Genomic DNA, 26,213 nt, shown 5'->3' with positions numbered 1-26,213 from the left:
TATTTCCAGGTCTCAACACCATGTTCCAGCCCTCCCCCTGGCGTGCCGACTTTCCCGCCATCGCCGCCCTGCAACGGCAGCACCAGACCTACCTGGACAGCGCCGCCACCACCCAGAAACCCCAGGCGTTGCTCGACGCCCTGAGTCACTACTACGGCCATGGTGCAGCCAACGTGCACCGTGCCCAGCACCTGCCTGGCGCACTGGCCACCCAGGCCTTCGAAAGCAGCCGCGACAAGGTCGCTGCCTGGCTCAATGCCGCCGATGCACGGCAGGTCATCTTCACCCATGGCGCCACCTCGGCACTGAACCTGCTGGCCTATGGCCTGGAAGCGCACCTGGAGGCCGGCGACGAGATCGCCGTCAGCGCCCTGGAACACCATGCCAACCTGCTGCCCTGGCAACAGCTGGCCCGGCGGCGCAACCTGCGCCTGGTGGTGCTGCCGCTGGACGAGCACGGGCGTATCGACCTGGACCAGGCCCTGCAACTGATCGGCCCACGTACCCGCGTGCTGGCAGTCAGCCAGTTGTCGAACGTGCTCGGTACCTGGCAGCCCCTGCCAGCGCTGCTGGCCCACGCGCGGGCCCAGGGCGCCCTGACCGTGGTCGATGGCGCCCAGGGCGTGGTGCATGGCCGCCATGACGTGCAACAGCTGGGCTGCGACTTCTATGTGTTCTCCAGCCACAAGCTGTACGGCCCCGAGGGCGTCGGTGTGCTGTACGGCCAGCGACAGGCGCTGGAGAAGCTACGCCATTGGCAGTTCGGGGGCGAAATGGTGCAACTGGCCGACTACCACAGTGCGAGCTTCCGCCCCGCGCCGCTGGGCTTCGAGGCCGGCACCCCGCCGATCGCCGGGGTCATCGGCCTGGGGGCGACCCTCGATTATCTCGCCAGCCTCGACGCCCAGGCCGTGGCCAACCATGAAGCCAGCCTGCACCAGCAACTGCTGCGCGGGCTCGCCGACCGCGAGGGTGTGCGTCTGCTCGGCACACCCCAGGCGGCCCTGGCCAGCTTCGTCGTCGAGGGCGTGCACAACGCCGACATCGCCCACCTGCTGACCGAGCAGGGCATCGCCGTGCGCGCCGGACACCATTGCGCCATGCCGCTGCTCAAGGGGCTGGGGCTGGAAGGGGCGATCCGCGTGTCGCTGGCCCTGTACAACGACAGCGACGACCTGCAGCGCTTCTTCGAGGCCCTCGACCAGGGCCTGGAGCTGTTGCGATGAGCCTGCCGGAAGCGGCCAGCCAGGCGCTGGAAAGCTTCGCGCAGGCCCGAGGCTGGGAACAGCGCGCGCGCCTGTTGATGCAGTGGGGCGATCGCCTGACGCCGCTGGAGGATTCGGAAAAGACCGAGGCCAACCGTGTGCATGGCTGCGAGAGCCTGGTCTGGCTGGTGGCCGAGCAGCAGGACGGCCAGTGGCGTTTCAAGGCCAGCAGCGATGCCCGCCTGTTGCGAGGCCTGCTGGCCTTGCTGCTGGTGCGGGTGCAAGGGCTGGACAGCGCGCAGTTGGCACAGGTCGACCTGGGCGGCTGGTTCGCTTCATTGGGGCTGGAGCGACAACTCTCGCCCTCGCGCAGCAATGGCCTGCATGCGGTGCTGCAGCGCATGGCGGAATTGGCATCCGGCCATTGAGTCGGTGGTGAATCCATTTCGCGGGCGGGCCGCAATGCCAGGCAAGTCAAGCGGCCCAAGGACGGCCGAAAAGCTTGAGAGCTGGCCTTCACAGGAACCTGACGGTCGCCCCCTCACTCGGCCGCTGGTACCGCCTTCACCCGCTCCGACGGCCGCCGGGCGCCGCCCACCAGTTTTTCCACCGCCTTGCTCGCCGCGACCATGCCGAAGGTCGCGGTGACCATCATCACCGCACCGAAGCCCCCGGCACAGTCCAGGCGCACGCCCTCGCCGACGAAGCTCTTCTGCAAACACACGCTGCCATCGCCCTTGGGGTAGCGCAACTGCTCGCTGGAGAACACGCAAGGCACACCGTAGTTGCGGCTGACATTGCGCGAGAAGTTGTAGTCGCGGCGCAACGTGGAACGCACCCGCGAGGCCAGCGGGTCGTTGAAAGTCTTGTTCAGGTCGCCGATCTGCACCTGGGTCGGGTCGATCTGCCCGCCAGCGCCACCGGTGGTGACGATGGTGATCTTGCGGCGCCGGCACCAGGCGATCAGCGCGGCCTTGGCCATCACGCTGTCGATGCAGTCGATGACGCAGTCCATCTGCTCGGTGATGTACTCGACCATGGTGTCGCGGGTGACGAAGTCGGCCACCGCATTCACGCGGCAGGCCGGATTGATCGCCCGCAGGCGCTCGGCCATGACCTCGACCTTGGGCCGGCCCACCTGGCCTTCCAGGGCATGGGCCTGGCGGTTGGTGTTGCTGACGCAGACGTCGTCGAGGTCGAACAGGGTGATCTCGCCCACGCCGCTGCGCGCCAGGGCCTCGGCCGCCCAGGAGCCGACGCCGCCGATGCCGACGACGGCCACATGGGCCTGCTGCAGGCGCTGCAACCCCTGGTCGCCGTACAACCGGGCGACGCCGGCGAAGCGTGGATCTTCTGTGCTCATCTTCATACCCCGCGAAAAACGGCGCGCATTATATGCCAGTGGAGCCGCTGCGCGCCCCTTCGGCGACACAAGGGCCACCAGCTGACGCAGCCGAACGCCCCGAATTGGTAAAGAATCCGCCAATCCTGTTTTAATGTCGCACCCAATAATCGGACCTGGACGACAACCGAGCGGGCCCAGACCTCATCTTCAGCCGACCATCCACCCCACTACCGGCACCTGGCAAGCGAAGGACCCACGCCCCGCTCCTCTCCTCGGAACCTCGAATACACGTATGTCATCACGCAAATTCGGTCTCAACCTGGTGGTGGTGCTGGCCATCGCCGCGCTGTTCACCGGCTTCTGGGCATTGGTCAACCGCCCTGTCTCGGCCCCCGCCTGGCCCGAGCAGATCTCCGGCTTCTCCTACTCACCGTTCCGCCTCGGGCAAAGCCCGCAGAAGGGGCAGTTTCCGAGCGAGGCGCAGATCCGCCAGGACCTGGAGCAGTTGAGCGGGTTGACCGACAGCATCCGCATCTACACCGTCGAAGGTAGCCAGGCACAGATCCCGCGCCTGGCCGAGGAGCTTGGCCTGCGGATTACCCTGGGCGTGTGGATCAGCCCGGACCTGGAGCGCAACGAGCGCGAGATCGCCAAGGCCATCGAGCTGGCCAACACCTCACGCAGCGTGGTACGGGTCGTGGTGGGCAACGAGGCGCTGTTCCGCGAAGAGATCACCCCCGAGGCGCTGATCCAGTACCTGGACCGGGTACGCGCCGCCGTCAAGGTACCGGTGACCACCAGCGAGCAATGGCACATCTGGAAGGCGAACCCGCAACTGGCCCAGCACGTCGACCTGATCGCCGCGCACATCCTGCCCTACTGGGAGTTCGTGCCGATGCAGGACGCCGTGCAGTTCGTCCTCGAACGCACCCGCGAGCTCAAGCAACAGTTCCCGCGCAAGCCGCTGCTGCTGTCGGAAGTCGGCTGGCCGAGCAATGGCCGCATGCGCGGCGGCGCCGATGCCACCCAGGCCGACCAGGCGATCTACCTGCGCACCCTGCTCAGCACGCTCAATCGTCGGGGCTACAACTATTTCGTCATCGAAGCCTACGACCAGCCCTGGAAAGCCAGCGACGAAGGCTCGGTGGGCGCCTACTGGGGCGTGTTCAACGCCGAACGCCAGCAGAAATTCAACTTCGAAGGCCCGGTGGTGGCGATCCCGCAGTGGCGCGCCCTGGCCGTGGCCTCGGTGGTGCTGGCGATGATCGCCCTGGCGGTGCTGCTGATCGACGGCTCGGCCCTGCGCCAGCGTGGCCGCACCTTCCTCACCTTCATCACCTTCCTCTGCGGCTCGGCCCTGGTATGGATCGCCTACGACTACAGCCAGCAGTACAGCACCTGGTTCAGCCTGACCGTCGGATGCCTGCTGGCCCTGGGCGCCATCGGCGTGTTCATCGTCCTGCTCACCGAAGCCCATGAACTGGCCGAGGCGGTGTGGATCAGGAAACGCCGCCGGGAGTTCCTGCCGGTGCGGGCCGATACCGCCTACCGGCCCAAGGTCTCGATCCACGTGCCCTGCTACAACGAACCGCCAGAGATGGTGAAGCAGACCCTCGACGCCCTCGCCGCCCTCGACTACCCCGACTACGAAGTGCTGGTGATCGACAACAACACCCGGGACCCAGCCGTGTGGGAGCCGCTCAAGGCGTATTGCGAGCGGCTCGGCGAACGCTTCAGGTTCTTCCACGTGGCGCCCCTGGCCGGTTTCAAGGGGGGCGCGCTGAACTACCTGATCCCGCATACCGCCAAGGACGCCGAAGTGATCGCGGTGATCGACTCGGACTACTGCGTCGACCGCAACTGGCTCAAGCACATGGTGCCGCACTTTGCCGACCCGAAGATCGCCGTGGTGCAATCGCCCCAGGACTACCGCGACCAGCACGAAAGCACCTTCAAGAAGCTGTGCTACAGCGAGTACAAGGGGTTCTTCCATATCGGCATGGTCACCCGCAACGACCGTGACGCGATCATCCAGCATGGCACCATGACCATGACCCGCCGCTCGGTCCTGGAAGAACTGGGCTGGGCCCAGTGGTGCATCTGCGAGGACGCCGAGCTGGGCCTGCGGGTCTTCGAGCGGGGCTATTCGGCCGCCTACGCCCACCACAGCTACGGCAAGGGCCTGATGCCCGATACCTTCATCGACTTCAAGAAACAGCGCTTGCGCTGGGCCTACGGCGCCATCCAGATCATCAAGCACCACGCCGGGGCGCTGCTGCGCGGCGAGGGCAGCGAGCTGACCCGTGGCCAGCGCTATCACTTCCTGGCCGGCTGGCTGCCATGGATCGCCGATGGCATGAACATCTTCTTCACCGTCGGTGCCCTGCTCTGGTCGGCGGCGATGATCATCGTCCCGCACCGGGTCGACCCACCGCTGATGATCTTCGCCATCCCGCCGCTGGCACTGTTCTTCTTCAAGGTCGGCAAGATCATCTTCCTCTACCGCCGCGCCGTGGGCGTCGACCTCAAGGACGCCTTCGCCGCCGCCCTGGCGGGGCTGGCGCTGTCGCACACCATCGCCAAGGCGGTGCTGTATGGCTTTTTCACCAGCAGCATGCCGTTCTTCCGCACGCCGAAGCATGCCGACAGCCACGGCCTGCTGGTGGCGATCGCCGAGGCCCGCGAGGAACTGTTCATCATGCTCCTGCTGTGGGGGGCGGCGCTGGGCATCTATCTGGTCCAGGGCTTGCCCGGCACGGACATGCGCTTCTGGGTGACGATGCTGCTGGTGCAGTCGCTGCCGTACCTGGCGGCGCTGGTGATGGCCTTGCTGTCGTCGCTGCCCAGGCCGGCGACCAAGGCAGCCGAGGCCAAGGCGGCCTGATACCGGGGCCGCTTCGCGCCCCATCGCCGGCTTGCCGGCGATGGGCTGCAGCCCAATGTCCCGTGCCCGCCGGCACCGTTTGATATAAGATAACGCCCCTGTTTCCCGCCCTGCCTTGCCCCCGGAGTCCTTCATGACGGCCCCAGCCGAGCTCTCGCCCACCCTTCAACTGGCCTGCGACCTGATCCGTCGCCCCTCGGTCACCCCCGTCGACGCCGACTGCCAGGCCCAGATGATGCAGCGCCTGGAGGCCGTCGGCTTCCAGCTCGAGCCGATGCGTATCGAGGAGGTCGACAACTTCTGGGCCACCCATGGCACCCAGGACGGTCCGGTGCTGTGCTTCGCCGGCCACACCGACGTGGTTCCCACCGGCCCCGTGCAGGCCTGGCAGCATGAGCCGTTCGACGCCTTGATCGACGCCGAAGGCATGCTCTGCGGCCGTGGCGCCGCCGACATGAAGGGCAGCCTGGCGTCCATGGTGGTGGCCAGCGAGCGCTTCGTGCGCGACTACCCCAACCACCGTGGCAAGGTCGCCTTCCTGATCACCAGCGACGAGGAAGGCCCGGCCCACCACGGCACCAAGGCCGTGGTCGAGCGCCTGGCCGCGCGCAACGAGCGCCTGGACTGGTGCATCGTCGGCGAACCGTCGAGCACCAGCCTGCTCGGCGACGTGGTCAAGAACGGCCGCCGCGGCTCGCTCGGCGCCAAGCTGACCGTACGCGGCAAGCAGGGCCACGTGGCCTACCCGCACCTGGCGCGCAACCCGATCCACCTGGCCGCGCCGGCCCTGGCGGAATTGGCCGCCGAGCACTGGGACGAGGGCAACGCCTTCTTCCCGCCGACCAGCTTCCAGATCTCCAACCTCAATTCGGGAACCGGTGCGACCAACGTGGTGCCGGGCGAACTGACCGCGCTGTTCAACTTCCGTTTCTCCACCGAGTCGACGGTCGAAGGCCTGCAGCAACGGGTCGCGGCGATCCTCGACAAGCACCAGCTCGACTGGTCGATCGACTGGGCGCTGTCGGGCCTGCCGTTCCTCACCGAGCCGGGTGAACTGCTCGATGCGGTGTCGTCGAGCATCACGGCGGTCACCGGTCGCCAGACCCAGCCGTCCACCAGCGGCGGCACCTCCGATGGCCGCTTCATCGCCACCCTGGGTACCCAGGTGGTGGAGCTCGGCCCGGTCAACGCCACCATCCACCAGGTCAACGAGCGCATCCTGGCCAGCGACCTCGAGCTGCTGACCGAGATCTACTACCAGACCCTGGTACGGTTGCTCGCCTGATGCTCGCCTGCCCTCTCTGCCAGGCCGCCCTGACCCGGCTCGACAACGGTGTGCTGTGTCCGGCCGGGCACCGCTTCGACCGGGCCCGCCAGGGCTACCTGAACCTGCTGCCGGTACAGCACAAGAACAGCCGCGACCCAGGCGACAACCAGGCCATGGTCGAGGCGCGCCGGGACTTTCTCGACGCCGGCCACTACGCACCGGTGGCACGCCGCCTGGCCGAACTGGCCGCCGAGCGCCAGCCCGGCAGTTGGCTGGACATCGGCTGCGGCGAAGGCTACTACACAGCGCAGATCGCCCAGGCCCTGCCCGGCAGCGACGGCTATGCCCTGGACATCTCCCGGGAGGCGGTCAAGCGCGCCTGTCGCCGCGCCCCGGCGGTGACCTGGCTGGTGGCGAGCATGGCCCGGGTCCCCCTGGTCGATGCCAGCTGCGACTTCATCGCCAGCGTGTTCAGCCCGTTGGACTGGCAGGAAGCCAAGCGTCTGCTCAGCCCCGGCGGCGGCCTGCTGCGGGTCGGCCCGACCAGCGGTCACCTGATGGAACTGCGCCAGGTGCTCTACGATGAAGTGCGGCCCTACGCCGACGACAAGCACCTGGCCCTGGTGCCCGAGGGCATGGCCCACGCCCATGGCGAGGTGCTGGAGTTCACGCTGGCCCTGGCGGCGCCCAAGGCCCGTGCCGACCTGTTGGCCATGACCCCGCACGGCTGGCGAGCCAGTGCCCAGAAACGGGCGCGGGTGATCGACCAACCCGAGCCGTTCGAGGTCACCGTATCCATGCGCTATGACTATTTCGTGCGCCAAGACTGAGCACACCCGGAGCCCTTTATGCGCCAACCCGATATCGAGATCTACCTGAAGGACACCGACGTCGACCACAAGCAGATCGCCGCGTGGCTCGGCCAGGCACTGGGCCCTTGCAGCGAGTGGCAGCAGAAAGGCCAGACCTGGAAGTGCACGGCCGGTAACATTCCAGTCACCTGGGTACCCAAGGCTGTAGGGAAATGGAACAGCCTGTTCCTGGAAAGCGACCAGACCCCATGGGACGACGACATCGCCTGCGCGCGCGCCGCCTATGCCGCACTGGGCGTCGAAGTGCGCTGCGCGCCGGGCAGTTGGGTCGAGGAAGATGGGGAAGAAGATGCCGATCGCTGGATCCGCATCAGCGCCGACGGTGAACAGGAAATCACCTGGCGCACGGGTTGAAGCTGCAAGCTCAAGCTGCAAGACAGATCGCATCAAGCTGCAAGTCACACGGTCAACTTGCAGTTTGAAGCTTGTGGCTTGCAGCCCGGAGCGCGCCTCAGAGGCCGACTACGTCCTCGGCTTGCAGGCCTTTCTGGCCCTGCACCAGGGCGTATTCCACCCGCTGTCCTTCGACCAGGGTCCGATGCCCCTCACCGCGGATCGCCCGATAGTGGACGAACACATCCGCACCACCTTCGCGCTGAATGAAGCCATAGCCTTTGGCATCGTTGAACCACTTCACATTCCCAGTCTCACGAGACGACATCTGAACTACTCCGGATTTTTATTTTGAAGATCGCCGTGCAGGCACAGGGTCATCACCCCATGCCGACGCAGCTTGCCGAAATATCCTGCAAGCTGCGGACCGAGTATATGACAGGGAACAAAAAAATTTCATGACTGGGGCGCTAATTGGCGGATTTTGCCGAACTTGCGCGGATACGGCAGACTAACTGGCTGGAATATCACCCGAAAAATCTCATCCAGGGCACACACCCCATGACCCGTTCCCCCCTGCGCCGCCTGATCTTCGGCGCCTTGCGTCGCCTGTTGTACCTGTGGGTGCGCTCCGAGACCATCAACCAGTCCTCCCTGACCCTGCAGCTCGACCGTGGTCGCCCGGTGTTCTACGCCCTGCCCTCGCCGTCGCTCACTGACCTGGCCGTGCTGGACCGCGAATGCACCAAGGCGGGGCTGCCACGCCCGGTCCTGCCCGTCGCCGTGGGCTCGCTGCAGGAGCCGGCAGGCTTCTTCTACCTGACGCCCGACCCTGACTGGCTGGGCCGCCACGACAAACGCGGTGCGCCACCGACTCTCGAACGCCTGGTCGCCGCGGTGAGCCAGCACGCCGAGGAAGACGCGCAGGTCATCCCGGTCAGCGTGTTCTGGGGCCAGTCGCCGGCCAGCGAGTCGAGCCCGTGGAAGCTGCTGTTCGCCGACAGCTGGGCGGTGACCGGGCGCCTGCGCCGCCTGCTGACCGTGCTGATCCTGGGGCGCAAGACCCGAGTGCAGTTCTCCGCACCGATCCACCTGCGCGAACTAGTGCAGCACAACAAGGGCCATGAGCGCACCGTGCGCATGGCCCAGCGCCTGCTGCGGGTACACTTTCGCAACCTCAAGACCGCGGTGATCGGCCCGGACATCTCCCACCGGCGCAACCTGGTCAAGGGCCTGGTGCACGACCCACTGGTACGCCAGGCCATCGCCGACGAGGCCGAACGGGCGCAGATCCCCTACGCCAAGGCCGAAGCCCAGGCGCTGCGCTATGGCAACGAGATCGCCTCCGACTACACCTACACCGCGATCCGCTTCCTCGAAGTGGTGCTCAGCTGGTTCTGGAACAAGATCTACGACGGCATCAAGGTCAACCACATCGAGCAGGTACAGGGCATCGCGCCGGGCCACGAGGTGATCTACGTGCCCTGCCACCGCAGCCACATCGACTACCTGCTGCTGTCCTACCTGCTGTTTCGCAACGGCCTGACGCCACCGCACATCGCCGCCGGCATCAACCTCAACATGCCGGTGATCGGTGGCCTGCTGCGCCGTGGCGGGGCCTTCTTCATGCGCCGCACCTTCAAGGGCAACCCACTGTACACGGCGGTGTTCAACGAATACCTGCATACCCTGTTCACCAAGGGCTTCCCGGTGGAGTACTTCGTCGAGGGCGGGCGCTCGCGCACCGGGCGCATGCTGCAGCCACGCACCGGCATGCTGGCGATCACCCTGCGCAGCTTCCTGCGCTCGTCACGTACACCGATCGTCTTCGTACCGGTGTACATCGGCTACGAGCGAGTGCTGGAGGGCCGCACCTACCTGGGAGAACTGCGCGGTGCGAGCAAGAAGAAAGAGTCGATCTTCGACATCTTCAAGGTCATCGGTGCGCTGAAGCAGCGCTTCGGCCAGGTCTACGTCAACTTCGGCGAGCCGATCCGCCTGGCGGGCTTTCTCGACCAGCAGCAACCCGGCTGGCGTGAGCAGGTGCTGGCCCCGCAGTTCCGTCCGGCCTGGCTCAACGAGACCACCACGCGCCTGGGCGAGACCGTGGCCCGGCACCTGAACGAGGCGGCGGCGATCAACCCGGTCAACCTGGTGGCCCTGGCGCTGCTCTCCACCAGCCGCCTGGCCCTGGACGAGCGGGCTTTGACCCGGGTCCTGGACCTGTACCTGGCCTTGCTGCGCCAGGTGCCCTACTCGCCCCACACCACCCTGCCCGAAGGCGACGGCAAGGCGTTGATCGAGCACGTGCGGCGCATGGACCTGCTGGCCGAACAGACCGATGCCCTGGGCCGCATCCTCTACCTGGACGAAGCCAACGCGGTGCTGATGACCTACTACCGCAACAACGTCCTGCACATCTTCGCCCTGCCGGCCCTGCTGGCGAGCTTTTTCCAGAGCAGCTCGCGGATGAGCCGCGAACTGGTCGGCCAGTACGTCCGGGCGTTGTATCCCTACCTGCAGGCGGAACTGTTCCTGCGCTGGGCACCGGAACAGCTCGACGAGGTCATCGATCAATGGCTCGAGGCGCTGGTCGGCCAAGGCCTGCTGCGCTTCGAGAACGGCGTCTACCTGCGCCCGGCGCCCAGCTCCCGGCAGTTCGTCCTGCTGACCCTGCTGGCCCGTGCCATCACCCAGACCTTGCAGCGCTTCTACATGGCCACGTCGCTGTTGCTCAACAGCGGCCAGCACAGCCTGACCGCCGAGGAGCTGGAAGACCTGAGCGTGATGATGGCCCAACGCCTGTCGATCCTGCATGGCCTGAATGCCCCCGAGTTCTTCGACAAGACCCTGTTCCGCCACTTCATCCAGACCCTCGTCCAACAGGGCGTGCTGCGCCCGGACGGCAACGGCAAGCTGGGTTACCACGACAAGCTCGGCGAACTCGCCGAAGGCGTGGCCAAGCGCGTGCTGTCGGCGGAACTGCGCCTGTCGATCCGCCAGGTGGCGCTGCACCGCGAGGAAACCCTGGAAGCCGTGGCCAGCTGAGGCTTCGCCCCGGGCGAAAATCCGTTAAAGTCCTTGGGTTGGCCAAAAGCCGGCCCCAAGGACACCGGAGATTCCATGAAAAAACTCTTCATGCTGTGTTGCGCATCCCTGCTTGCAGCCTGTTCCAGCCATACCCCGTCGAACCAGGCCAGCCTGGAGGGCGAAGTCTTCTACCTGCAACGCATGGCCCTGCCGCCGAGCGCGACCTTGAGCGTGAGCCTGCAGGACGTGTCGCTGATGGACGCCCCGGCGGTGACCCTGGCCAGCCAGGCCGGCCCGGTCAAGGGCAATGTCCCCCTGCCGTTCCACCTCACCTACGACCCGGCCCAGGTCAAGCCCGGCCACCGCTACGCGGTCAGCGCACGCATCGAGCTGGACGGCAAGCTGCTGTTCATCAATACCGAGCACCATGGCGTCAAGCTCGACGGCAGCGACCCGCAGCCGGTGCGGATCAAGGTCGATCCGGTGCGCTGACCCCTGTTCATGTTCAACCATAAGGAAATCCCCATGATTCGCTCCTCCCTGCGCCTCACCACCCTGTGCGCCGGCCTGCTGCTGTCGGCCAGCGCCCTGGCCCTGTCGCTCGGCGACCTGACCCAGAAGGACGCCACCGGTGGCCTGAAGGACGCCCTCACCCAAGGCACCCAGATCGCCGTCAAGCAACTGAGCACGCCGGGTGGCTTCAACGACAACCCGGACGTGCGCATCGAGCTGCCGGGCAACCTCGGCAAGGCTGCCAAGGCCATGAAGATGTTCGGCAAGGGCGAGCAGGTCCAGGCCCTGGAAGACAGCATGAACAAGGCCGCCGAGGCCGCCGTGCCACAGGCCCAGACGATCCTCGTCGACGCGGTGAAGAAGATGACCGTGACCGATGCCAAGGGCATCCTCAGCGGCGGTGAAGACGCCGCCACCCAGTACCTGAACAAGAGCAGCCGCGAAGAGATTCGCGCCAAGTTCCTGCCGATCGTCAAGCAGGCCACCGACAAGGTCGGCCTGGCCCAGCAATACAACAACTTCGCCGGGCAAGCGGTGGCCCTCGGCGTGGTCGACGCCAAGAGCGCCAACATCGAGAACTACGTGACCGAGAAGGCCTTGGACGGCCTGTTCGAGATGATCGCCAAGCAGGAGCAGAGCATTCGCCAGAACCCGGCCGAGGCGGCGACCAGCCTGGCCAAGAAGGTCTTCGGAGCACTCTGACGCAGCCGCGGCTGCAAGCAAGAGCGAGACCGCGCCGCGATCCGCTCTTACTTGCAGCTTGCAGCTACCCCTTCCGCACCCTGAACCACGCCGCATATAGCGCCGGCAGGAACAACAGGGTCAGCACCGTGGCCACGATCAGCCCCCCCATGATCGCCACCGCCATCGGCCCGTAGAACACGCTGCGCGACAGCGGGATCATCGCCAGCACCGCCGCCAGGGCAGTCAGCACGATGGGCCGGAAACGCCGTACCGTGGCCTCGATGATCGCCTGCCAACGCTCCAGGCCGCTGGCGATGTCCTGTTCGATCTGGTCCACCAGGATGACCGAGTTGCGCATGATCATCCCCGCCAGGGCGATGGTGCCGAGCATGGCGACGAAGCCGAACGGCTGGCGGAACACCAACAGGAACAGGGTCACGCCGATCAGCCCCAGCGGCGCGGTGAGGAACACCATCACCGTGCGCGAGAAACTGCGCAGCTGGATCATCAGCAGGCTCAACACCACCACGATGAACAGCGGCATGCCAGCGTTCACCGATTTCTGCCCGCGCTCGGCATCCTCCACCGTGCCACCGACCTCCAGCAGGTAGCCATCCGGCAATGCGTCGCGCACCTGCTGCAGGGTCGGCAGGATCTGCTGCACCAGCGTCGCCGGCTGTTCCTTGCCGTAGATATCGGCGCGCACGGTGACCGTCGGCAGGCGATTGCGGTGCCAGATGATGCCTTCCTCGAAACCGTACGCCAGGGTCGCCACCTGCGACAGCGCCACGCTCTGGCCGTTGTCGGTGGGCACGGCCAGGCTGCCCAGGTTGCCCAGCTCGCTGCGCTCCTGCGGGGTGCCGCGCAGGAGAATCTCGATCAGTTCGTTGTCTTCGCGGTACTGGCTGACCGTGGTGCCGGTCAGCGAGCTCTGCAGGAAACTCGACAGGTGCGCGGTGCTCACGCCCAAGGCCCGCGCCCGGTCCTGGTCGATCTCGAGGAACACCGCCTTGCTCGGCTCCTCCCAGTCCAGGTGGACGTTCACCAGGTGCGGGTTCTCGCGAACCTTGGCCGCCACCTCGCGGGCCAGGGCACGGACCTTCTCGATATGCTCGCCGGTGACCCGGAACTGCACCGGATAACCCACCGGCGGGCCGTTCTCCAGGCGCGTGACCCGTGAGCGCAGGTCGGGGAACTGCTCGTCGAGCGTGGCGATCAACCAACTGCGCAGCGTCTCGCGATCCTCCAGGCTCCTGGCCAGCACCACGAACTGGGCGAAGCTGGCGGCTGGCAACTGCTGGTCCAGCGGCAGGTAGAAGCGCGGCGAGCCGGTGCCGACATAGGCCACGTAGTTGTCGATGCCCTGCTGCTGGCGCAGCAGAGCTTCCAGGCGCTTGACCTGCTCGGCGGTGTTGCTCAGGGAGGCGCCCTCGGCCAGCTTGAGGTCGATCATCAGCTCGGGGCGCCCCGAGGCCGGGAAGAACTGCTGCGGCACGAAACGGAACAGCAGGATGCTGCCGACGAAGGCGGCGATGGTCAGCACGATCACCGTCTTGCGCCGGCGCACGCACCATTCCACCACACGTCGCACACGCTGGTAGAACGGCGTGGCGTACGGGTCCGGCGCATGCGCGCCACTGCCCTGGCGCGCTGCGTGGCGCTTGGCCAGGTCGGGCAACAGCCGCTCGCCCAGGTAGGGCACGAACACCACCGCGGCGACCCAGGAGGTGAGCAAGGCGATGGTCACCACCTGGAAGATCGACCGGGTGTACTCGCCGGTGCTCGACGCCGCCGTGGCGATCGGCAGGAAACCCGCCGCGGTGATCAGGGTGCCGGTGAGCATCGGGAAGGCCGTGCTCGTCCAGGCGTAGCTGGCCGCCTTGAGCCGGTCGAAGCCCTGCTCCATCTTGATCGCCATCATCTCCACGGCGATGATCGCATCGTCCACCAACAGGCCCAGCGCCAGTACCAGGGCGCCGAGGGAGATCTTGTGCAGGCCGATGCCGAAGTAGTGCATGGCCGCGAAGGTCATGGCCAGCACCAGCGGGATCGCCAGCGCCACCACCAGGCCCGTGCGCAGCCCCAGGGAGAAGAAACTCACCAGCAGGACGATGGCCAGGGCCTCGACCAACACCTGGACGAACTCGCCGACCCCGGCCTTGACCGCCGCGGGCTGGTCCGACACCTTGCGCAGTTCCATGCCCGCCGGCAGGTTGCGCGCCAGGCGGGCGAACTCCGCCTCCAGGGCCTTGCCCAACACCAGGATATCGCCGCCGTCCTTCATCGACACCGCCAGGCCGATGGCATCCTCGCCCATGAAGCGCATGCGCGGCGCGGGAGGGTCGTTGAACCCCCGGTGCACCTCGGCGACATCGCCGATGCGCAAGGTGCGGTCGCCGACACGGATTGGGAACTGGCGGATCTGCTCGACACTGTCGAAACGCCCGCTGACCCGCAGCTGCAGGCGCTCGCTGGCGGTCTCGAAGAACCCTGCGGTGCTGACCGCGTTCTGCTCCTGCAGCGCCTGCTGCACCGCCTGCAGGGGCACGCCGAGGGTGGCCAGCTTGATGTTCGACAGTTCGATCCAGATCTTCTCGTCCTGCAAGCCGACCAGCTCGACCTTGCCCACGTCCTTGACCCGCTGCAGCTGGATCTGGATGCGATCGGCGTAGTCCTTGAGCACGGCATAGTCGAAACCGTTGCCGGTCAGCGCGTAGATATTGCCGAAGGTGGTGCCGAACTCATCGTTGAAGAACGGCCCCTGGATCTCCGGCGGCAAGGTGTGGCGGATGTCCGCGACCTTCTTGCGGATCTGGTACCAGAGCTCGGGGATGGCATCGGAGTGCAGGGAATCGCGGGCCATGAAGGTCACCTGGGACTCGCCAGGCCGGGAGAACGAGACGATCCGCTCGTATTCGCCGGTTTCCATGAGCTTCTTCTCGATGCGCTCGGTGACCTGGCGCGAGACCTCCTCGGCGGTGGCCCCTGGCCACAGGGTGCGGATGACCATGGCCTTGAAGGTGAAGGGGGGATCCTCGCTTTGCCCCAGCTTGGTGTAGGACATGGCACCGACCGCCGCCAGCAGGATCATCAGGAACAGCACGATCTGGCGGTTGCGCAGCGCCCAGGCGGAAAGGTTGAAACCCATCGGGACTTACTCCTTGGCCGCCAGGTTCACTTCACGGTTGCTACGGTCCACAGGCCGCACCTGCTGGCCTTCGCGCAGCACATGACCACCGGCGGCGACCACCCAGTCGTCCGCCGCCAGCCCCTCCAGCACCGGCACGCTATCGGCACCGTAGGGGCCGAGGCGAACCACCGCGCGCTCCAACCGACTGTCTTTGTTCACCCGCCAGACATAGGCCTGACCCTGCTCGGCGGTGACGGCCGAGAGCGGTACCGACAACGGCGAGCGTTCGGCATGGGCGATGAATACCCGGGCGCTCTGGCCCAGTTCGGCCGGCGCCTTGGCCGAGGTGAAGGCGATGCGCGCGGCGAAGGTCCGCGAGCGTGGGTCGGCCGCCGGCGACAGCTCGCGGATGCGCCCTTCGTAGCGCTGGTTGGGGTGCGACCACAGCTCCACGCTGACCGTCTGCCCCACGGCAAAACGGGCGAACTGCTGCTCCGGCAGGCCGATGGCCACCTCACGCTCACCGTCGGCGGCCAGGGTGAACACGGTCTGCCCGGCCGCCACCACCTGGCCGACCTCGACCTGGCGCTTGGCGATGACGCCTGCCTGGGGGGCGCGCAGCACGGCGTATTCGGTCTGGTTGCCGGCGACTTCGAACTCCGCACGGGCCTGCTTCAGGCGCGCCAGCCCCGCGCGGTAGAGGTTCTCGGCATTGTCGAACTGGGAACGGCTGACCATCTGCCGCTCGAGCAGCTTCCGGTAGCGGTCACGCTCGGTACGCACCAGCGCCAGGTTGGCCTCGGCGGCAGCCAGTTGGGCGCGGTTGGCCTCCAGTTGCAGGCGCACGTCCTGTGGGTCGAGCTCGGCCAGCGGCTGGTCGGCCTTGACCCGCTGCCCCTCCTCCACCAGGCGCTTGTTGACCTTGCCGCCGATGCGGAAGGCCAGCTCCGGCTCGAACCGCGCCCGTACCTCGCCCGGGTAGCTGTCGGCAGAGGCACCGGTTGGCTGGGGCTGGACCACCAGCGCCGGACGTGGGGCGGCCGGTGCCGCGGTTTCCTGGCCACAGGCGGCCAGCAGCAGGGCCACGGCGGCGGACAGAGCGATGGGCAAGGCATGACGCAACATGGTGAATGACCTTTCGCAAGGAACGCATCGAATATTTATACTGGCGAGTATATTAAGTCAGGGAAGCGGGGTGTGGAAGCAGGCACAGCGGCGAAAACGCAACGACGTCGCGACATCCAGAGCAGCGGTATGACCCACGACCCGGTAAGATGGTCGCTCCTCCAACCAGATACGGATTCCAATGCCCAACGACGCACCCATCGGCCCCGGCCGGCCCAAGGACCTGGCCAAGCGCGAGGCCATCCTCGAAGCGGCCAAGACGCTGTTCCTCAGCCTTGGCTATGCCAACACCAGCATGGATGCGGTCGCTGCGGCGGCAGGTGTTTCGAAGCTCACCGTCTACAGCCACTTCACCGACAAGCAGACCCTGTTCGGTTCGGCGGTCATGGCGACCTGCCAGACCCAGTTGCCCGACCTGATCTTCGAACTGCCCGAAGGCGTGCCGCTGGAGCAGGTGTTGTTGAACATCGCCCGGGGGTTCCACGCGCTGATCAGCAGCGACGAGTCGGTCAAGCTGAGCCGGCTGATCATTGCCCTGGGCAGCCAGGACCCAGGGTTCGGCCAGTACTTCTGGGAAGCCGGGCCCAAGCGGGTGCTGGGTGAAATGGAGGCATTGCTGCGCTGCGTCGGCGAGCGGGGGCTGTTGCGCATCGACAACCCGTGGCGCGCGGCCGAGCATTTCTTCTGCCTGGTCAAGGGGGCGCCGGACTATCGCCTGCTGCTGGGCTGCGCGCCGCCCCTGCAAGGAGATGAGGCCGAGGCGCATGTGCGGGAAGTGGTCGGGTTGTTCATGCGGGCCTATCGAATCCAGTAGCCCGCAGCAGCGGCGGCACGGGACAAGTGGGGGTGGGAGGCACCCCTCATACTCGGTTATACTCGCGGGCTTTTCACCGAATTCGCACGAGAGCCGCGCACCCATGGAAATCCAACCGATCCTGAACACCATCAAGGACCTTACCGAGCGTTCCCAGTCCATTCGGGGGTATCTTTGACTACGATCAAAAAGCTGACCGCCTGATCGAAGTCAACCGCGAACTGGAAGACCCTGCCGTCTGGAGCAAGCCCGAATATGCCCAGGGGCTGGGCCGCGAGCGCGCCATGCTGGCGCAGGTCGTCGAGACCCTGGACAAACTGTCCGGCGGCCTGGCCGACTGCAAGGACCTGCTCGACATGGCCGTCGAGGAAAATGACGAAGGCGCCGTAGGCGACGTCGTGACCGAGCTGGAGGGCCTGGAAGAACGCCTGGCACAGCTTGAGTTCCGTCGCATGTTCAGCGGCGAGATGGACATGAACAACGCCTACCTGGACATCCAGGCCGGCTCCGGTGGTACCGAGGCGCAGGACTGGGCCAACATCCTGCTGCGCATGTACCTGCGCTGGGCCGACAAGCGCGGTTTCGACGCCACCATCATGGAACTGTCCGAGGGTGAAGTCGCCGGTATCAAGGGCGCCACCGTGCACATCAAGGGCGAATACGCGTTCGGCTGGCTGCGTACCGAGATCGGCGTGCACCGCCTGGTGCGCAAGAGCCCGTTCGACTCCGGTGCCCGTCGCCATACCTCGTTCTCGGCGGTGTTCGTGTCGCCCGAGATCGACGACAAGGTCGAGATCGAGATCAACCCGGCTGACCTGCGCATCGATACCTACCGCTCCTCCGGTGCCGGTGGCCAGCACGTAAACACCACCGATTCGGCAGTGCGTATCACCCACGTGCCGACCAACACCGTGGTCAGTTGCCAGAACGAACGCTCCCAGCACGCCAACAAGGACACCGCCATGAAGATGCTGCGGGCCAAGTTGTACGAGATGGAGATGCAAAAGCGCAACGCCGCCTCGCAGGCGCTGGAAGACAGCAAGTCGGATATCGGCTGGGGCCACCAGATCCGCTCCTACGTACTCGATGACTCGCGTATCAAGGACCTGCGTACCGGCGTCGAGCGCAGCGACTGCCAGAAGGTCCTGGATGGCGACCTCGACCAATACCTGGAAGCGAGCCTCAAGCAGGGGCTTTGAACCGCACACCGATACCGCGATGCAAGCTACGGCCCGTTCCCCGAGCGGGCCTGCCCAGGCCACCGAAGCGCCGCGATCCCTGCCTGGCAGGGGCAACGAACCCGTGATGGAAAGATTGACGACATGAGCGACCTCAACACCGCACCGCAAGACCTGCAACAGGAAGAAAACGCCCTGATCGCCCTGCGCAAGGAAAAACTTGCCGCCGAGCGCGCCAAGGGCCAGGCCTTCCCCAACGACTTCCGCCGCGACAGCTATTGCGACGACCTGCAGAAGCAGTACGTCGACAAGACCAAGGAAGAGCTGGAAGCTGCAGCGATCCCGGTCAAGGTCGCCGGCCGCATCATGCTCAACCGTGGCTCGTTCATGGTCATCCAGGACATGACCGGGCGCATCCAGGTCTACGTCAACCGCAAGACCCTGCCGGAAGAAACCCTGGCCGCGGTCAAGACCTGGGACCTGGGCGACATCATCAGCGCCGAAGGCACCCTGGCCCGTTCCGGCAAGGGTGACCTGTACGTCGAGATGACCGACGTGCGCCTGCTGACCAAGTCGCTGCGCCCACTGCCAGACAAGCACCACGGCCTGACCGACACCGAGCAGCGCTACCGCCAGCGCTACGTCGACCTGATGGTCAACGAGGACACCCGCAAGACCTTCCGCGTGCGTTCCCAGGTGATCTCGCACATCCGCAACTTCCTGGCCAAGCGTGACTTCCTCGAAGTCGAGACGCCGATGCTGCAGACCATCCCCGGCGGCGCCGCGGCCAAGCCGTTCGAGACCCATCACAACGCCCTGGACATGGCCATGTTCCTGCGCATCGCGCCGGAGCTGTACCTCAAGCGCCTGGTGGTCGGCGGCTTCGAGAAGGTGTTCGAGATCAACCGCAACTTCCGCAACGAAGGCGTCTCGACCCGGCACAACCCCGAGTTCACCATGCTCGAGTTCTACCAGGCCTATGCCGACTACAAGGACAACATGGACCTCACCGAGGAGCTGTTCCGCGAGCTGGCGCAGTTGGTCCTGGGCAGCACCGACGTGCCGTACGGCGACAAGGTGTTCCATTTCGGCGAGCCATTCGCCCGCCTGACCGTGCTCGAGGCCATCCTCAAGTACAACCCGGACATCACCGAGGCCGACCTGCAGGACGTCGACAAGGCCCGTGAAATCGCCAAGCGAGCCGGCGCCAAGGTGCTGGGCCACGAGGGCCTGGGCAAGCTGCAGGTGATGATTTTCGAGGAGTTGGTGGAGAGCAAGCTGGAGCAGCCGACCTTCATCACCGAGTATCCGTTCGAAGTCTCGCCGCTGGCCCGTCGCAACGACCAGAATCCGAGCGTCACCGACCGTTTCGAGCTGTTCATCGGTGGCCGCGAGATCGCCAATGCCTACTCCGAGCTCAATGACGCCGAGGACCAGGCCGAGCGCTTCATGGCCCAGGTGGCCGAGAAGGACGCCGGCGACGACGAAGCCATGCACTACGACGCCGACTTCGTCCGCGCCCTGGAGTACGGCATGCCGCCGACCGCCGGCGAAGGCATCGGCATCGACCGCCTGGTGATGCTGCTGACCAACTCGCCGTCGATCCGCGATGTGATCCTGTTCCCGCACATGCGTCCACAGGCCTGAGCATCCTGAACAAGCCGCCTTTCGAGGCGGCTTTTCTTTGGGCGGCAAGCGACAAGCTGCACGCCACAGGAAAGCGCCATTCGGCATGCACCGCGCCGGTCAGTTAAGATTTCCAGCTGTCATTTGGGGCCACTTCGCTGCCCTATCGCCGGCAGGCCCCCACATGGTTCGGCGCAGACCTCAAGAGCAGCGCGGTCCTTGTGGGAGCTGGCTTGCCAGCGATGGGCTGCAAGGCAGCCCCGGCTCTGTGCACAGGCTTTTTCTTGTAGCTTGCCGCTTGCAGCTTGCATCCCACCGCTTCCACATTCAGAGGTACCCGACGTGACACCCGCAATGGCCCAACAGGGCGCGGCAGGCGTGGCCACCGCCGTCGCCGAAAGCGTGCAGTACCAAGGGCGCAAGACCGCCCGCCAGGGCAGCGAACAGCGCCGCCAGCAGATTCTCGACGCCGCCATGCGCATCGTCGTGCGCGATGGCGTGCGTGGCGTGCGCCACCGGGCGGTGGCCGCCGAGGCGGGAGTGCCACTATCGGCCACCACCTACTACTTCAAGGACATCGAGGACCTGCTCACCGATACCTTCGCCCAGTACGTCGAGCGCAGCGCCGCGTACATGGCCAAGCTGTGGGCCAATACCGAGGTGGTATTGCGCCAGTTGCTCGCCCAGGGCGACGGCAGCCCGCAGTCGCGTGCACGCTTGGCCGACGAGGTGGCACGCATGACCGCCGACTACGTCAGCCGCCAGTTCCACAGCCGCCGCGACTTCCTCATGGCCGAGCAGGCCTTCCGCCAGGAGGCGCTGCTGTGCCCGCGCCTGGCCGAGCTGGTGTGTGCCCACGAGCAGATCCTCCTGCAGGGTGCGCGGCAGATGCTCCAGGTCGTCGGGTCGCGCCATCCCGAGCAGGATGCCCAGATGTTGACGGCGATAATCGAGCAGATGGAATATCAGTGCCTGCTCAAGGACGCGAATTCTCAAGCCGATGGGCAGATGCTCGCTATCCTTACCCGGTACCTGCATCTGGTGCTGGCATCGGCCTGAGCTGCGAGCGGCCCGGGCTGGCCCCGACCTTTTCAAGGAGAACCCGATGAAAGCCTGGCGTGTGGTGTTGTTGACCTTGTCATTCCTGCTGCTGGGCGGCTGTCTGGTGACCTTCCACGAACCCTTGCCCAGCAACCAGGCCGCGCCCAGGGAACTGCTCGGCAAATGGAGCAGCAAGGACGCCTGGGGCGAGCCCCTGACACTGGCCATCAGCCGCAGCGGCGCCGATGCCTACCGGGCAGTGGCCACGGCCAAGGGCAAGGCCCCCGAGGAATACGTCTTCACCGTCTCCCGCCATGGCAACCGCTGGTACCTGTCGGCAGGCGTGCCCAAGCGCCTGGGTGGCAACTTCCTGATCGGCGGTTTCGAAGTGATCGACGGCAAGGAACTGGTGGTCTACAACCTCGATGTCGACCAGGTCCAGGAGGCGGTGGGGCAGAAGGAACTGAGCGGGCGCAGCACCGAGGGGCTGGAGGACAACGGCCCGGGCGTGCTGATCGACAGCCCGGCGGAGCGGGTCCTGGCCTACCTGGACGATCCGGCCAATTCCGACCTGTTCGTCGAAGTGGCGCGTTTCCAGCGCGTGGGCAGATAAGCGATCCGAGCAAGGAGTCCCGGGGTGGACGAGTACCAGCAGACCATACGCACGCTGTCCGATCGCATCGTCGCGGCGCAGACCCCCATCCGCGTACTCGATGCGGTGAAGTGGGACGACAACATCCGCCAGGGCTTCCTCAAGGCCAAGGGCAAGGAGCCGCCTGCGGTGGACCGTGCCTACTACCAGGGGCGGCCCCTGTCGTTCGACTCCGCCGCGGTGAAGTCGGAATTCCAGAGCATCGAGCGTGACATCACCCGCCAGCTCGGCCAGTTCAATCCGGTCGGCCAGATCATGCGGCGGATGTGCAAGGAGTACCGCATGGTGGTGCGCATGCTCGAGGCGCGCGGCACCGAAGACTTCGGCCTGATCTCCCAGGAGCTGTATGGCGCGGCCTCCGATGCCTTCCATGCCGGCGACCCGACGCTCGCCGACCTGGGCCTGATGCTCTCGGACTACCTCAACAACATCGACGGCCGCGGCGACCTCAAGGACGAGCCGAAGAACCTGACCGCCAAGGAAGCCGTGGAGATCCTCCAGCGACGGCTGAACAAGGTGTTCGGCGAGGCCGAAGAGACCATCCGCGTGTTCGAGTCCGACGGCATCGTCGCCGATGCCGCGGCCGGTGCCGACTACATCAAGGTGCGCGCCGACGCCCTGTTCAACAATCGCGACGTGCGCGCCCTGGAGGTGCACGAGGGGTTGGTGCACGTGGGCACCACCCTCAACGGCCTCAACCAGCCGATCTGCACCTTCCTGGCCAAGGGGCCGCCCTCCTCGACCGTGACCCAGGAGGGCCTGGCCATCCTCATGGAGGTGATCGCCTTCGCCTCCTACCCCAGCCGCCTGCGCAAGCTGACCAACCGCACCCGGGCCATCCACATGGTCGAGGAAGGCGCGGACTTCCTGCAGGTCTACGAGTTCTTCCGTGGCCAGGGCTTCGAGATGGCGCAGAGCTACAGCAACGCGAGCCGGGTGTTCCGTGGCTCGGTGCCCGATGGCCTGCCGTTCACCAAGGACTTGTCCTACCTCAAGGGCTTCATCATGGTTTACAACTACATTCAGTTGGCCGTGAAGAAGGGCAAGCTGGAGCAGATCCCCCTGTTGTTCTGCGGCAAGACCACCCTGGAAGACATGCGTACCCTGCGCCAGCTGGTCGAGGAAGGCCTGGTGGAGCCGCCCAAGTACCTGCCGGAGCAGTTCCGCGACCTCAATGCGCTGTCGGCCTGGATGTGCTTCTCCAACTTCCTCAACCACCTGAGCCTGGACCGTATTGAAGCCGACTACGCGAACATTCTCTGACGCCTGCCGCGGCCTGTGCCTGGGGCTGCTGTTGCTCGGCGTGGGCGGCTGCAGCAGCCTGCTGTTCTACCCGGAACCGGGCCAGCCGTTCACCCCCGAGAAGGCGCGCCTGGCCTTTCGCGAGGTGTCGCTGGTCACCGCCGACGGCGTGCGCCTGCACGGCTGGTGGCTACCGGCCAAGGCGGGGGTCGAGGTGAAGGGCACGGTGCTGCACCTGCACGGCAATGGCGGCAACCTGGCCTGGCACCTGGGTGGCAGCTACTGGTTGCCGGAACAGGGCTACCAGGTGCTGATGATCGATTACCGCGGCTATGGCCTGTCCCAGGGCAAGGCGCGCCTGCCGGATGTCTACCAGGACATCGCCGCAGCCCTGGACTGGCTCGACAAGGCGCCCGAGGTCGAGGGCAAGCCGCTGGTGCTGCTGGGCCAGAGCCTGGGCGGGGCCATGGCCATCCATTACCTGGCTGCCCACCCCGAACAACGCCAGCGTTTCAGTGCGCTGGTGTTCGACGGTGTGCCGGCCAGCTACCGCGAGGTGGGGCGCTTCGCCCTGGGGGCGTCCTGGCTGACCTGGCCGTTGCAGGTGCCGTTGTCCTGGCTGGTTCCGGACGGTGACAGTGCGATCCGCTCGATCGAGCGCCTGGACAGCCCGCCCAAGCTGTTCTTCCACAGCATCGACGACAACCTGGTGCCCATGGACAACGCCATCCGCCTGTACCAGCACGCCCCCCCGCCACGGGTGTTGCAACTGACCCGAGGTGGCCACGTACAGACCTTCGCCGACCCGACGTGGCGCCAGGTGATGCTGCGTTTTCTTGACGATCCGAGCCATTTCAACGGCCTTCGGCGCTTGGCCGAAGTCCCCAACTACCCTGACGAGAAGAACGCGCAATGAGTGAAGAACGCAACGCCATCCCGCTGATCCTGACCGCCGTCGGCAGCATCATCGTGACGGTCGGGACCCTCTGGTACTACGGCTACGTGCATTTTGCCAAGCCCGAGGATGCCCTGTTGCTGCAGGACTACACCATGCTCAAGACCATCCCCGGCGAGGACTACAAGGTCTCCCTCGCCCCCGCTCCCCAGGTCGCCCAGTGCATCGACGGCGTGCTGGTGCTGTTCGACACCCAACAGAAGGGCCTGACCGGCGTGCTGGTGGACAACCGCAAGCGGGCGATCCGCTGCATGGGGCAGGAGACGCCGCAGCAGGTGCAGTGATCGAGGTATCCCAGGCCGCTTCGCCCCCACAGGCCCCCGGCAATGCCCACGAAGCATGTGTCATGCAGTGGGTGCGGCCTTGTGTCGCGAAAGGGCCGCAACGCGGCCCCACGCTTTCGAGGCGCTACAAGCTTCAGCGCACGTGGCTCACCGAACGCGGCTGCACCGGTTGGTTGTCGTTGGAGATGGTCACCTCCACCCGACGGTTCTGGGCACGGCCGGAGTTGGTGGTGTTATCGGCCACCGGGTATTCCTTGCCATAACCCTGGGCGACGATGCGTGCCGGATCGACCCCGGCGCGTACCAGCGCCATGCGCACACTGTTGGCACGGCGCTCGGACAGGCCCTGGTTGTAGCTGGCCGAGCCGACGCTGTCGGTGTAACCCTCGACGATCACCTTGCGCTCAGGGTTTTCCTGGAGGAACTGGGCGAGCTTGGTGATGTTGGGGAAGGCGCTGCTCTTGAGTTCGGACTTGTTGAAGTCGAACAGCACGTCGCCGAAGGTCACCAAGGTCCCGCGATCGGTCTGCTTGGCGTTGAGGCTCTCCTGCAGCTTGCGGATCTGCGCGTCGCGGGCGTCCAGGCGGGCCTGGGCGCGATGGGCAGAGGCATTCTTCAGTTCGTTCTCGGCCGAACGCAGGGCGATGGTCTGCTTGGCCACTTCGACGCGCTGGTTGGTCAGGTAGGCCAGTTGGTCGACCTTCTTCTCGTCCTCGCGGTCCAGGTAGGCCTTGTCGGCCTTGTTCAGCCAGTCCTGGGCGTCCTTGGTCTCGAGGGCCGCCAGCTTGCTGGCCTGCGGATCGCTCTGCAGCGCGGAGAAGTTGGTGCGGGCCGACTCAAGGTTCGGGTTCGGGTCATGGGAGCAGGCAGCCAGGCCTACGCTCAGGGCCAGCAGGGCGGGAATCATGACGTAGTTGCGCATAGTGTTCATCCTTTGATCGTTAGCGAAGGCTCAAGGTGGCGGGACAACGCTCATTCAGCGCTGCGCAGGCCTTCCTCACGCAAGTCCTGGACACCCTGGCGGGCATCCTGCAGGGCCTTCTCGGCCTTGGCGGCCTGCGCCTTGCGTTCGGCGACGCGGGCGTCCCACTCGGCCTGTTCGGCCAGGCGCCTGGCTTCGTCGTACTTCTTGTCGTGCATGGCGATCTCGGCCTGCTTGAACTTGTCCTGGGCCGCCTTCATTTCCACCGCTGCGAACTCGGTGCCACCGGCACTGACGGCGGAATTCACCGCGGACTGGGTGACGGCATACTGCTCGGTGGGCGGGTTGCCCGCGCAGCCGGCCAGCAGCAGGCTGCTACCCAGCGCCAGCGCAGCCAGCCTGAGCCCGCGCAGGTGAGTGGGTGAAGGTTTCAACGTGCGGGTCTTCATGGTGGTCAGCTCCATTGGATCACTCCTGATAACGACGATGTCCGTAGCACTCCATCGCTCTTTCCCTGTCATCCGCGAGCACTCAGCCGAACTGTGCACAACGCCAGGTGTGCAGGGTTTTAGCGTGATGGCTATTGGCTGTGACTGAGGCGTTTTTCGAATAGTTCAGAAAAAATCACCCAAAACGGGTGACTTTTTCTGACTGACAAGTCAGTGTTTTTCCGGGAACTTCCAGGCCGCGCGGCGGTATCCAGGGCGCCTGGCGCGCCGCTGGAACTCAGCCCTGGTTGTCTTCGCCCGCCTTGCCCAGCGCGGCTTGCAGGTGACGCCGGGACAGGGCCAGGAAGCGTGGCGTGGGGCCGATGTCTTCGTACAACGGGTCGCCTTCTTCATCCGTGGCGATCACCTGTTGGCCCTTGACGTAGGGGAAGCTGGCCTCCAATTCCTCGAGCGCCGCGGCGACCAGTTCGCCGAGCAGCTCCTCGGTGCTGCGCTTGGGGTACATCTCGGTCAGCGCGGCCAGGCGCGCCTCGGATTCCAGGTCCAGATGCAGGACGTGCCCGGTGGGGCTCAGCCGGCCCGTGGCATCTTGTTCCCAGCGCTGGACGAGTTCGCGGATTTTCATGATGACCTCTGCACGCAACCTGAAATGAGGCATCGCC

Annotated in this window: 24 protein-coding genes; 17 read left to right on the top strand and 7 right to left on the bottom strand. The window is 65.9% G+C overall.

Annotated elements, in window-relative coordinates; translation table 11 throughout:
• The first annotated feature begins 20 nt into the window (after positions 1 to 20).
• Both NJF35_RS01825 and NJF35_RS01820 read left to right on the top strand, forming a co-directional pair.
• On the top strand, positions 21 to 1,226 hold the full coding sequence (locus NJF35_RS01825) for a cysteine desulfurase (RefSeq protein WP_253090629.1): 1,206 nt from the start codon (positions 21 to 23) through the stop codon (positions 1,224 to 1,226).
• Positions 1,223 to 1,633, top strand: a complete 411-nt coding sequence (locus NJF35_RS01820) for a SufE family protein (protein WP_253090628.1) — start codon at positions 1,223 to 1,225, stop codon at positions 1,631 to 1,633. Before NJF35_RS01825 ends, NJF35_RS01820 begins: the two co-directional genes overlap by 4 nt.
• Before the next feature lie 113 nt (positions 1,634 to 1,746).
• Here the strand turns inward: NJF35_RS01820 and tcdA are convergent, their stop codons facing one another.
• Positions 1,747 to 2,568 (bottom strand): tRNA cyclic N6-threonylcarbamoyladenosine(37) synthase TcdA, encoded by an 822-nt coding sequence (tcdA, locus tag NJF35_RS01815; RefSeq protein WP_253090627.1) that lies wholly within the window; start codon positions 2,566 to 2,568, stop codon positions 1,747 to 1,749.
• Positions 2,569 to 2,842: 274 nt separating this feature from the next.
• Here tcdA and NJF35_RS01810 point away from each other — a divergent pair, with 274 nt between their 5' ends.
• The 4 genes from NJF35_RS01810 to NJF35_RS01795 all read left to right on the top strand — a co-directional run bounded on the left by NJF35_RS01810 (position 2,843) and on the right by NJF35_RS01795 (position 7,927).
• Complete coding sequence (locus NJF35_RS01810; protein WP_253090626.1) at positions 2,843 to 5,434, top strand: glycosyltransferase; 2,592 nt, start codon at positions 2,843 to 2,845, stop codon at positions 5,432 to 5,434.
• A gap of 133 nt (positions 5,435 to 5,567) precedes the next feature.
• Positions 5,568 to 6,719, top strand: coding sequence for a succinyl-diaminopimelate desuccinylase (gene dapE / locus NJF35_RS01805; RefSeq protein ID WP_225787322.1), 1,152 nt, complete (start codon positions 5,568 to 5,570; stop codon positions 6,717 to 6,719).
• A complete protein-coding gene (locus NJF35_RS01800; protein WP_225787321.1) occupies positions 6,719 to 7,531 on the top strand; it encodes a putative RNA methyltransferase in 813 nt (270 codons plus the stop codon). The genes dapE and NJF35_RS01800 overlap by 1 nt, the downstream gene beginning before the upstream one ends.
• Positions 7,532 to 7,549: 18 nt before the next feature.
• Positions 7,550 to 7,927: a hypothetical protein gene (locus tag NJF35_RS01795; RefSeq protein ID WP_225787320.1), complete on the top strand. Its 378-nt coding sequence runs from the start codon at positions 7,550 to 7,552 to the stop codon at positions 7,925 to 7,927.
• Positions 7,928 to 8,024: 97 nt separating this feature from the next.
• Here NJF35_RS01795 and NJF35_RS01790 read toward each other — a convergent pair whose 3' ends face one another.
• Positions 8,025 to 8,234, bottom strand: a complete 210-nt coding sequence (locus NJF35_RS01790; RefSeq protein WP_225787319.1) for a cold-shock protein — start codon at positions 8,232 to 8,234, stop codon at positions 8,025 to 8,027.
• A 233-nt stretch (positions 8,235 to 8,467) separates the two neighbouring features.
• Between NJF35_RS01790 and plsB the strand changes: the two genes are divergently transcribed.
• The 3 genes from plsB to NJF35_RS01775 all read left to right on the top strand — a co-directional run bounded on the left by plsB (position 8,468) and on the right by NJF35_RS01775 (position 12,151).
• On the top strand, positions 8,468 to 10,954 hold the full coding sequence (gene plsB / locus NJF35_RS01785; RefSeq protein ID WP_253090625.1) for a glycerol-3-phosphate 1-O-acyltransferase PlsB: 2,487 nt from the start codon (positions 8,468 to 8,470) through the stop codon (positions 10,952 to 10,954).
• A gap of 75 nt (positions 10,955 to 11,029) precedes the next feature.
• Positions 11,030 to 11,428: a YbaY family lipoprotein gene (locus NJF35_RS01780; protein WP_225787317.1), complete on the top strand. Its 399-nt coding sequence runs from the start codon at positions 11,030 to 11,032 to the stop codon at positions 11,426 to 11,428.
• 33 nt (positions 11,429 to 11,461) lie between these two features.
• Positions 11,462 to 12,151 (top strand): DUF4197 domain-containing protein, encoded by a 690-nt coding sequence (locus NJF35_RS01775; RefSeq protein ID WP_225787316.1) that lies wholly within the window; start codon positions 11,462 to 11,464, stop codon positions 12,149 to 12,151.
• Between the two features lie 64 nt (positions 12,152 to 12,215).
• Here NJF35_RS01775 and NJF35_RS01770 read toward each other — a convergent pair whose 3' ends face one another.
• Together NJF35_RS01770 and NJF35_RS01765 are read right to left on the bottom strand one after the other, a co-directional pair.
• On the bottom strand, positions 12,216 to 15,281 hold the full coding sequence (locus NJF35_RS01770; RefSeq protein ID WP_225787315.1) for an efflux RND transporter permease subunit: 3,066 nt from the start codon (positions 15,279 to 15,281) through the stop codon (positions 12,216 to 12,218).
• A gap of 6 nt (positions 15,282 to 15,287) precedes the next feature.
• Positions 15,288 to 16,388, bottom strand: a complete 1,101-nt coding sequence (locus NJF35_RS01765) for an efflux RND transporter periplasmic adaptor subunit (RefSeq protein ID WP_253079932.1) — start codon at positions 16,386 to 16,388, stop codon at positions 15,288 to 15,290.
• Between the two features lie 181 nt (positions 16,389 to 16,569).
• Here NJF35_RS01765 and NJF35_RS01760 point away from each other — a divergent pair, with 181 nt between their 5' ends.
• The 8 genes from NJF35_RS01760 to NJF35_RS01725 all read left to right on the top strand — a co-directional run bounded on the left by NJF35_RS01760 (position 16,570) and on the right by NJF35_RS01725 (position 24,180).
• Complete coding sequence (locus tag NJF35_RS01760) at positions 16,570 to 17,202, top strand: TetR/AcrR family transcriptional regulator (RefSeq protein ID WP_225787313.1); 633 nt, start codon at positions 16,570 to 16,572, stop codon at positions 17,200 to 17,202.
• Between the two features lie 103 nt (positions 17,203 to 17,305).
• Positions 17,306 to 18,401 (top strand): peptide chain release factor 2 gene (gene prfB / locus NJF35_RS01755; RefSeq protein WP_225787312.1). Its coding sequence is split into 2 segments (ribosomal slippage): positions 17,306 to 17,377 and positions 17,379 to 18,401, totalling 1,095 coding nucleotides; the frame shifts between segments, so codons are not numbered across the junction.
• A 123-nt stretch (positions 18,402 to 18,524) separates the two neighbouring features.
• Positions 18,525 to 20,027, top strand: a complete 1,503-nt coding sequence (gene lysS, locus NJF35_RS01750) for a lysine--tRNA ligase (protein WP_253079931.1) — start codon at positions 18,525 to 18,527, stop codon at positions 20,025 to 20,027.
• Positions 20,028 to 20,360: 333 nt separating this feature from the next.
• Positions 20,361 to 21,065, top strand: coding sequence for a TetR/AcrR family transcriptional regulator (locus NJF35_RS01745; RefSeq protein WP_225787310.1), 705 nt, complete (start codon positions 20,361 to 20,363; stop codon positions 21,063 to 21,065).
• A 46-nt stretch (positions 21,066 to 21,111) separates the two neighbouring features.
• Positions 21,112 to 21,660, top strand: coding sequence for a hypothetical protein (locus NJF35_RS01740; RefSeq protein ID WP_225787309.1), 549 nt, complete (start codon positions 21,112 to 21,114; stop codon positions 21,658 to 21,660).
• Positions 21,661 to 21,684: 24 nt separating this feature from the next.
• Complete coding sequence (locus NJF35_RS01735; protein ID WP_225787308.1) at positions 21,685 to 22,962, top strand: flavohemoglobin expression-modulating QEGLA motif protein; 1,278 nt, start codon at positions 21,685 to 21,687, stop codon at positions 22,960 to 22,962.
• Complete coding sequence (locus tag NJF35_RS01730) at positions 22,934 to 23,857, top strand: alpha/beta hydrolase (protein ID WP_253090624.1); 924 nt, start codon at positions 22,934 to 22,936, stop codon at positions 23,855 to 23,857. Before NJF35_RS01735 ends, NJF35_RS01730 begins: the two co-directional genes overlap by 29 nt.
• Positions 23,854 to 24,180, top strand: a complete 327-nt coding sequence (locus tag NJF35_RS01725; RefSeq protein ID WP_225787306.1) for a hypothetical protein — start codon at positions 23,854 to 23,856, stop codon at positions 24,178 to 24,180. Before NJF35_RS01730 ends, NJF35_RS01725 begins: the two co-directional genes overlap by 4 nt.
• A 133-nt stretch (positions 24,181 to 24,313) precedes the next feature.
• On the opposite strand, the gene NJF35_RS01720 is transcribed toward NJF35_RS01725, so the two are convergent.
• From NJF35_RS01720 to NJF35_RS01710, 3 genes are all read right to left on the bottom strand, one after another.
• Complete coding sequence (locus NJF35_RS01720) at positions 24,314 to 25,102, bottom strand: OmpA family protein (RefSeq protein ID WP_225787305.1); 789 nt, start codon at positions 25,100 to 25,102, stop codon at positions 24,314 to 24,316.
• A gap of 50 nt (positions 25,103 to 25,152) precedes the next feature.
• A complete protein-coding gene (locus NJF35_RS01715; protein ID WP_225787304.1) occupies positions 25,153 to 25,566 on the bottom strand; it encodes a DUF4398 domain-containing protein in 414 nt (137 codons plus the stop codon).
• A gap of 262 nt (positions 25,567 to 25,828) precedes the next feature.
• Complete coding sequence (locus NJF35_RS01710; protein WP_225787303.1) at positions 25,829 to 26,176, bottom strand: pilin assembly protein; 348 nt, start codon at positions 26,174 to 26,176, stop codon at positions 25,829 to 25,831.
• Positions 26,177 to 26,213 lie beyond the last annotated feature (37 nt).

This window comes from Pseudomonas guariconensis, assembly GCF_024127895.1.
GTDB classification, from domain to species: domain Bacteria; phylum Pseudomonadota; class Gammaproteobacteria; order Pseudomonadales; family Pseudomonadaceae; genus Aquipseudomonas; species Aquipseudomonas guariconensis_B.
The sequence above is the reverse complement of the archived record's forward strand: the minus strand, read 5'-3'. Positions and strand labels throughout refer to the sequence as shown.

What these genes read in the sequence shown, in the direction of transcription:
- NJF35_RS01825 (WP_253090629.1), top strand. Translation starts at nt 21, where the DNA reads ATGTTCCAGCCCTCCCCCTGGCGTGCCGACTTTCCCGCCATCGCCGCC.
- NJF35_RS01820 (WP_253090628.1), top strand. Translation starts at nt 1,223, where the DNA reads ATGAGCCTGCCGGAAGCGGCCAGCCAGGCGCTGGAAAGCTTCGCGCAG.
- tcdA (WP_253090627.1), bottom strand. Translation starts at nt 2,568, where the DNA reads ATGAGCACAGAAGATCCACGCTTCGCCGGCGTCGCCCGGTTGTACGGC.
- NJF35_RS01810 (WP_253090626.1), top strand. Translation starts at nt 2,843, where the DNA reads ATGTCATCACGCAAATTCGGTCTCAACCTGGTGGTGGTGCTGGCCATC.
- dapE (WP_225787322.1), top strand. Translation starts at nt 5,568, where the DNA reads ATGACGGCCCCAGCCGAGCTCTCGCCCACCCTTCAACTGGCCTGCGAC.
- NJF35_RS01800 (WP_225787321.1), top strand. Translation starts at nt 6,719, where the DNA reads ATGCTCGCCTGCCCTCTCTGCCAGGCCGCCCTGACCCGGCTCGACAAC.
- NJF35_RS01795 (WP_225787320.1), top strand. Translation starts at nt 7,550, where the DNA reads ATGCGCCAACCCGATATCGAGATCTACCTGAAGGACACCGACGTCGAC.
- NJF35_RS01790 (WP_225787319.1), bottom strand. Translation starts at nt 8,234, where the DNA reads ATGTCGTCTCGTGAGACTGGGAATGTGAAGTGGTTCAACGATGCCAAA.
- plsB (WP_253090625.1), top strand. Translation starts at nt 8,468, where the DNA reads ATGACCCGTTCCCCCCTGCGCCGCCTGATCTTCGGCGCCTTGCGTCGC.
- NJF35_RS01780 (WP_225787317.1), top strand. Translation starts at nt 11,030, where the DNA reads ATGAAAAAACTCTTCATGCTGTGTTGCGCATCCCTGCTTGCAGCCTGT.
- NJF35_RS01775 (WP_225787316.1), top strand. Translation starts at nt 11,462, where the DNA reads ATGATTCGCTCCTCCCTGCGCCTCACCACCCTGTGCGCCGGCCTGCTG.
- NJF35_RS01770 (WP_225787315.1), bottom strand. Translation starts at nt 15,281, where the DNA reads ATGGGTTTCAACCTTTCCGCCTGGGCGCTGCGCAACCGCCAGATCGTG.
- NJF35_RS01765 (WP_253079932.1), bottom strand. Translation starts at nt 16,388, where the DNA reads ATGTTGCGTCATGCCTTGCCCATCGCTCTGTCCGCCGCCGTGGCCCTG.
- NJF35_RS01760 (WP_225787313.1), top strand. Translation starts at nt 16,570, where the DNA reads ATGCCCAACGACGCACCCATCGGCCCCGGCCGGCCCAAGGACCTGGCC.
- lysS (WP_253079931.1), top strand. Translation starts at nt 18,525, where the DNA reads ATGAGCGACCTCAACACCGCACCGCAAGACCTGCAACAGGAAGAAAAC.
- NJF35_RS01745 (WP_225787310.1), top strand. Translation starts at nt 20,361, where the DNA reads ATGGCCCAACAGGGCGCGGCAGGCGTGGCCACCGCCGTCGCCGAAAGC.
- NJF35_RS01740 (WP_225787309.1), top strand. Translation starts at nt 21,112, where the DNA reads ATGAAAGCCTGGCGTGTGGTGTTGTTGACCTTGTCATTCCTGCTGCTG.
- NJF35_RS01725 (WP_225787306.1), top strand. Translation starts at nt 23,854, where the DNA reads ATGAGTGAAGAACGCAACGCCATCCCGCTGATCCTGACCGCCGTCGGC.
- NJF35_RS01720 (WP_225787305.1), bottom strand. Translation starts at nt 25,102, where the DNA reads ATGCGCAACTACGTCATGATTCCCGCCCTGCTGGCCCTGAGCGTAGGC.
- NJF35_RS01715 (WP_225787304.1), bottom strand. Translation starts at nt 25,566, where the DNA reads ATGGAGCTGACCACCATGAAGACCCGCACGTTGAAACCTTCACCCACT.
- NJF35_RS01710 (WP_225787303.1), bottom strand. Translation starts at nt 26,176, where the DNA reads ATGAAAATCCGCGAACTCGTCCAGCGCTGGGAACAAGATGCCACGGGC.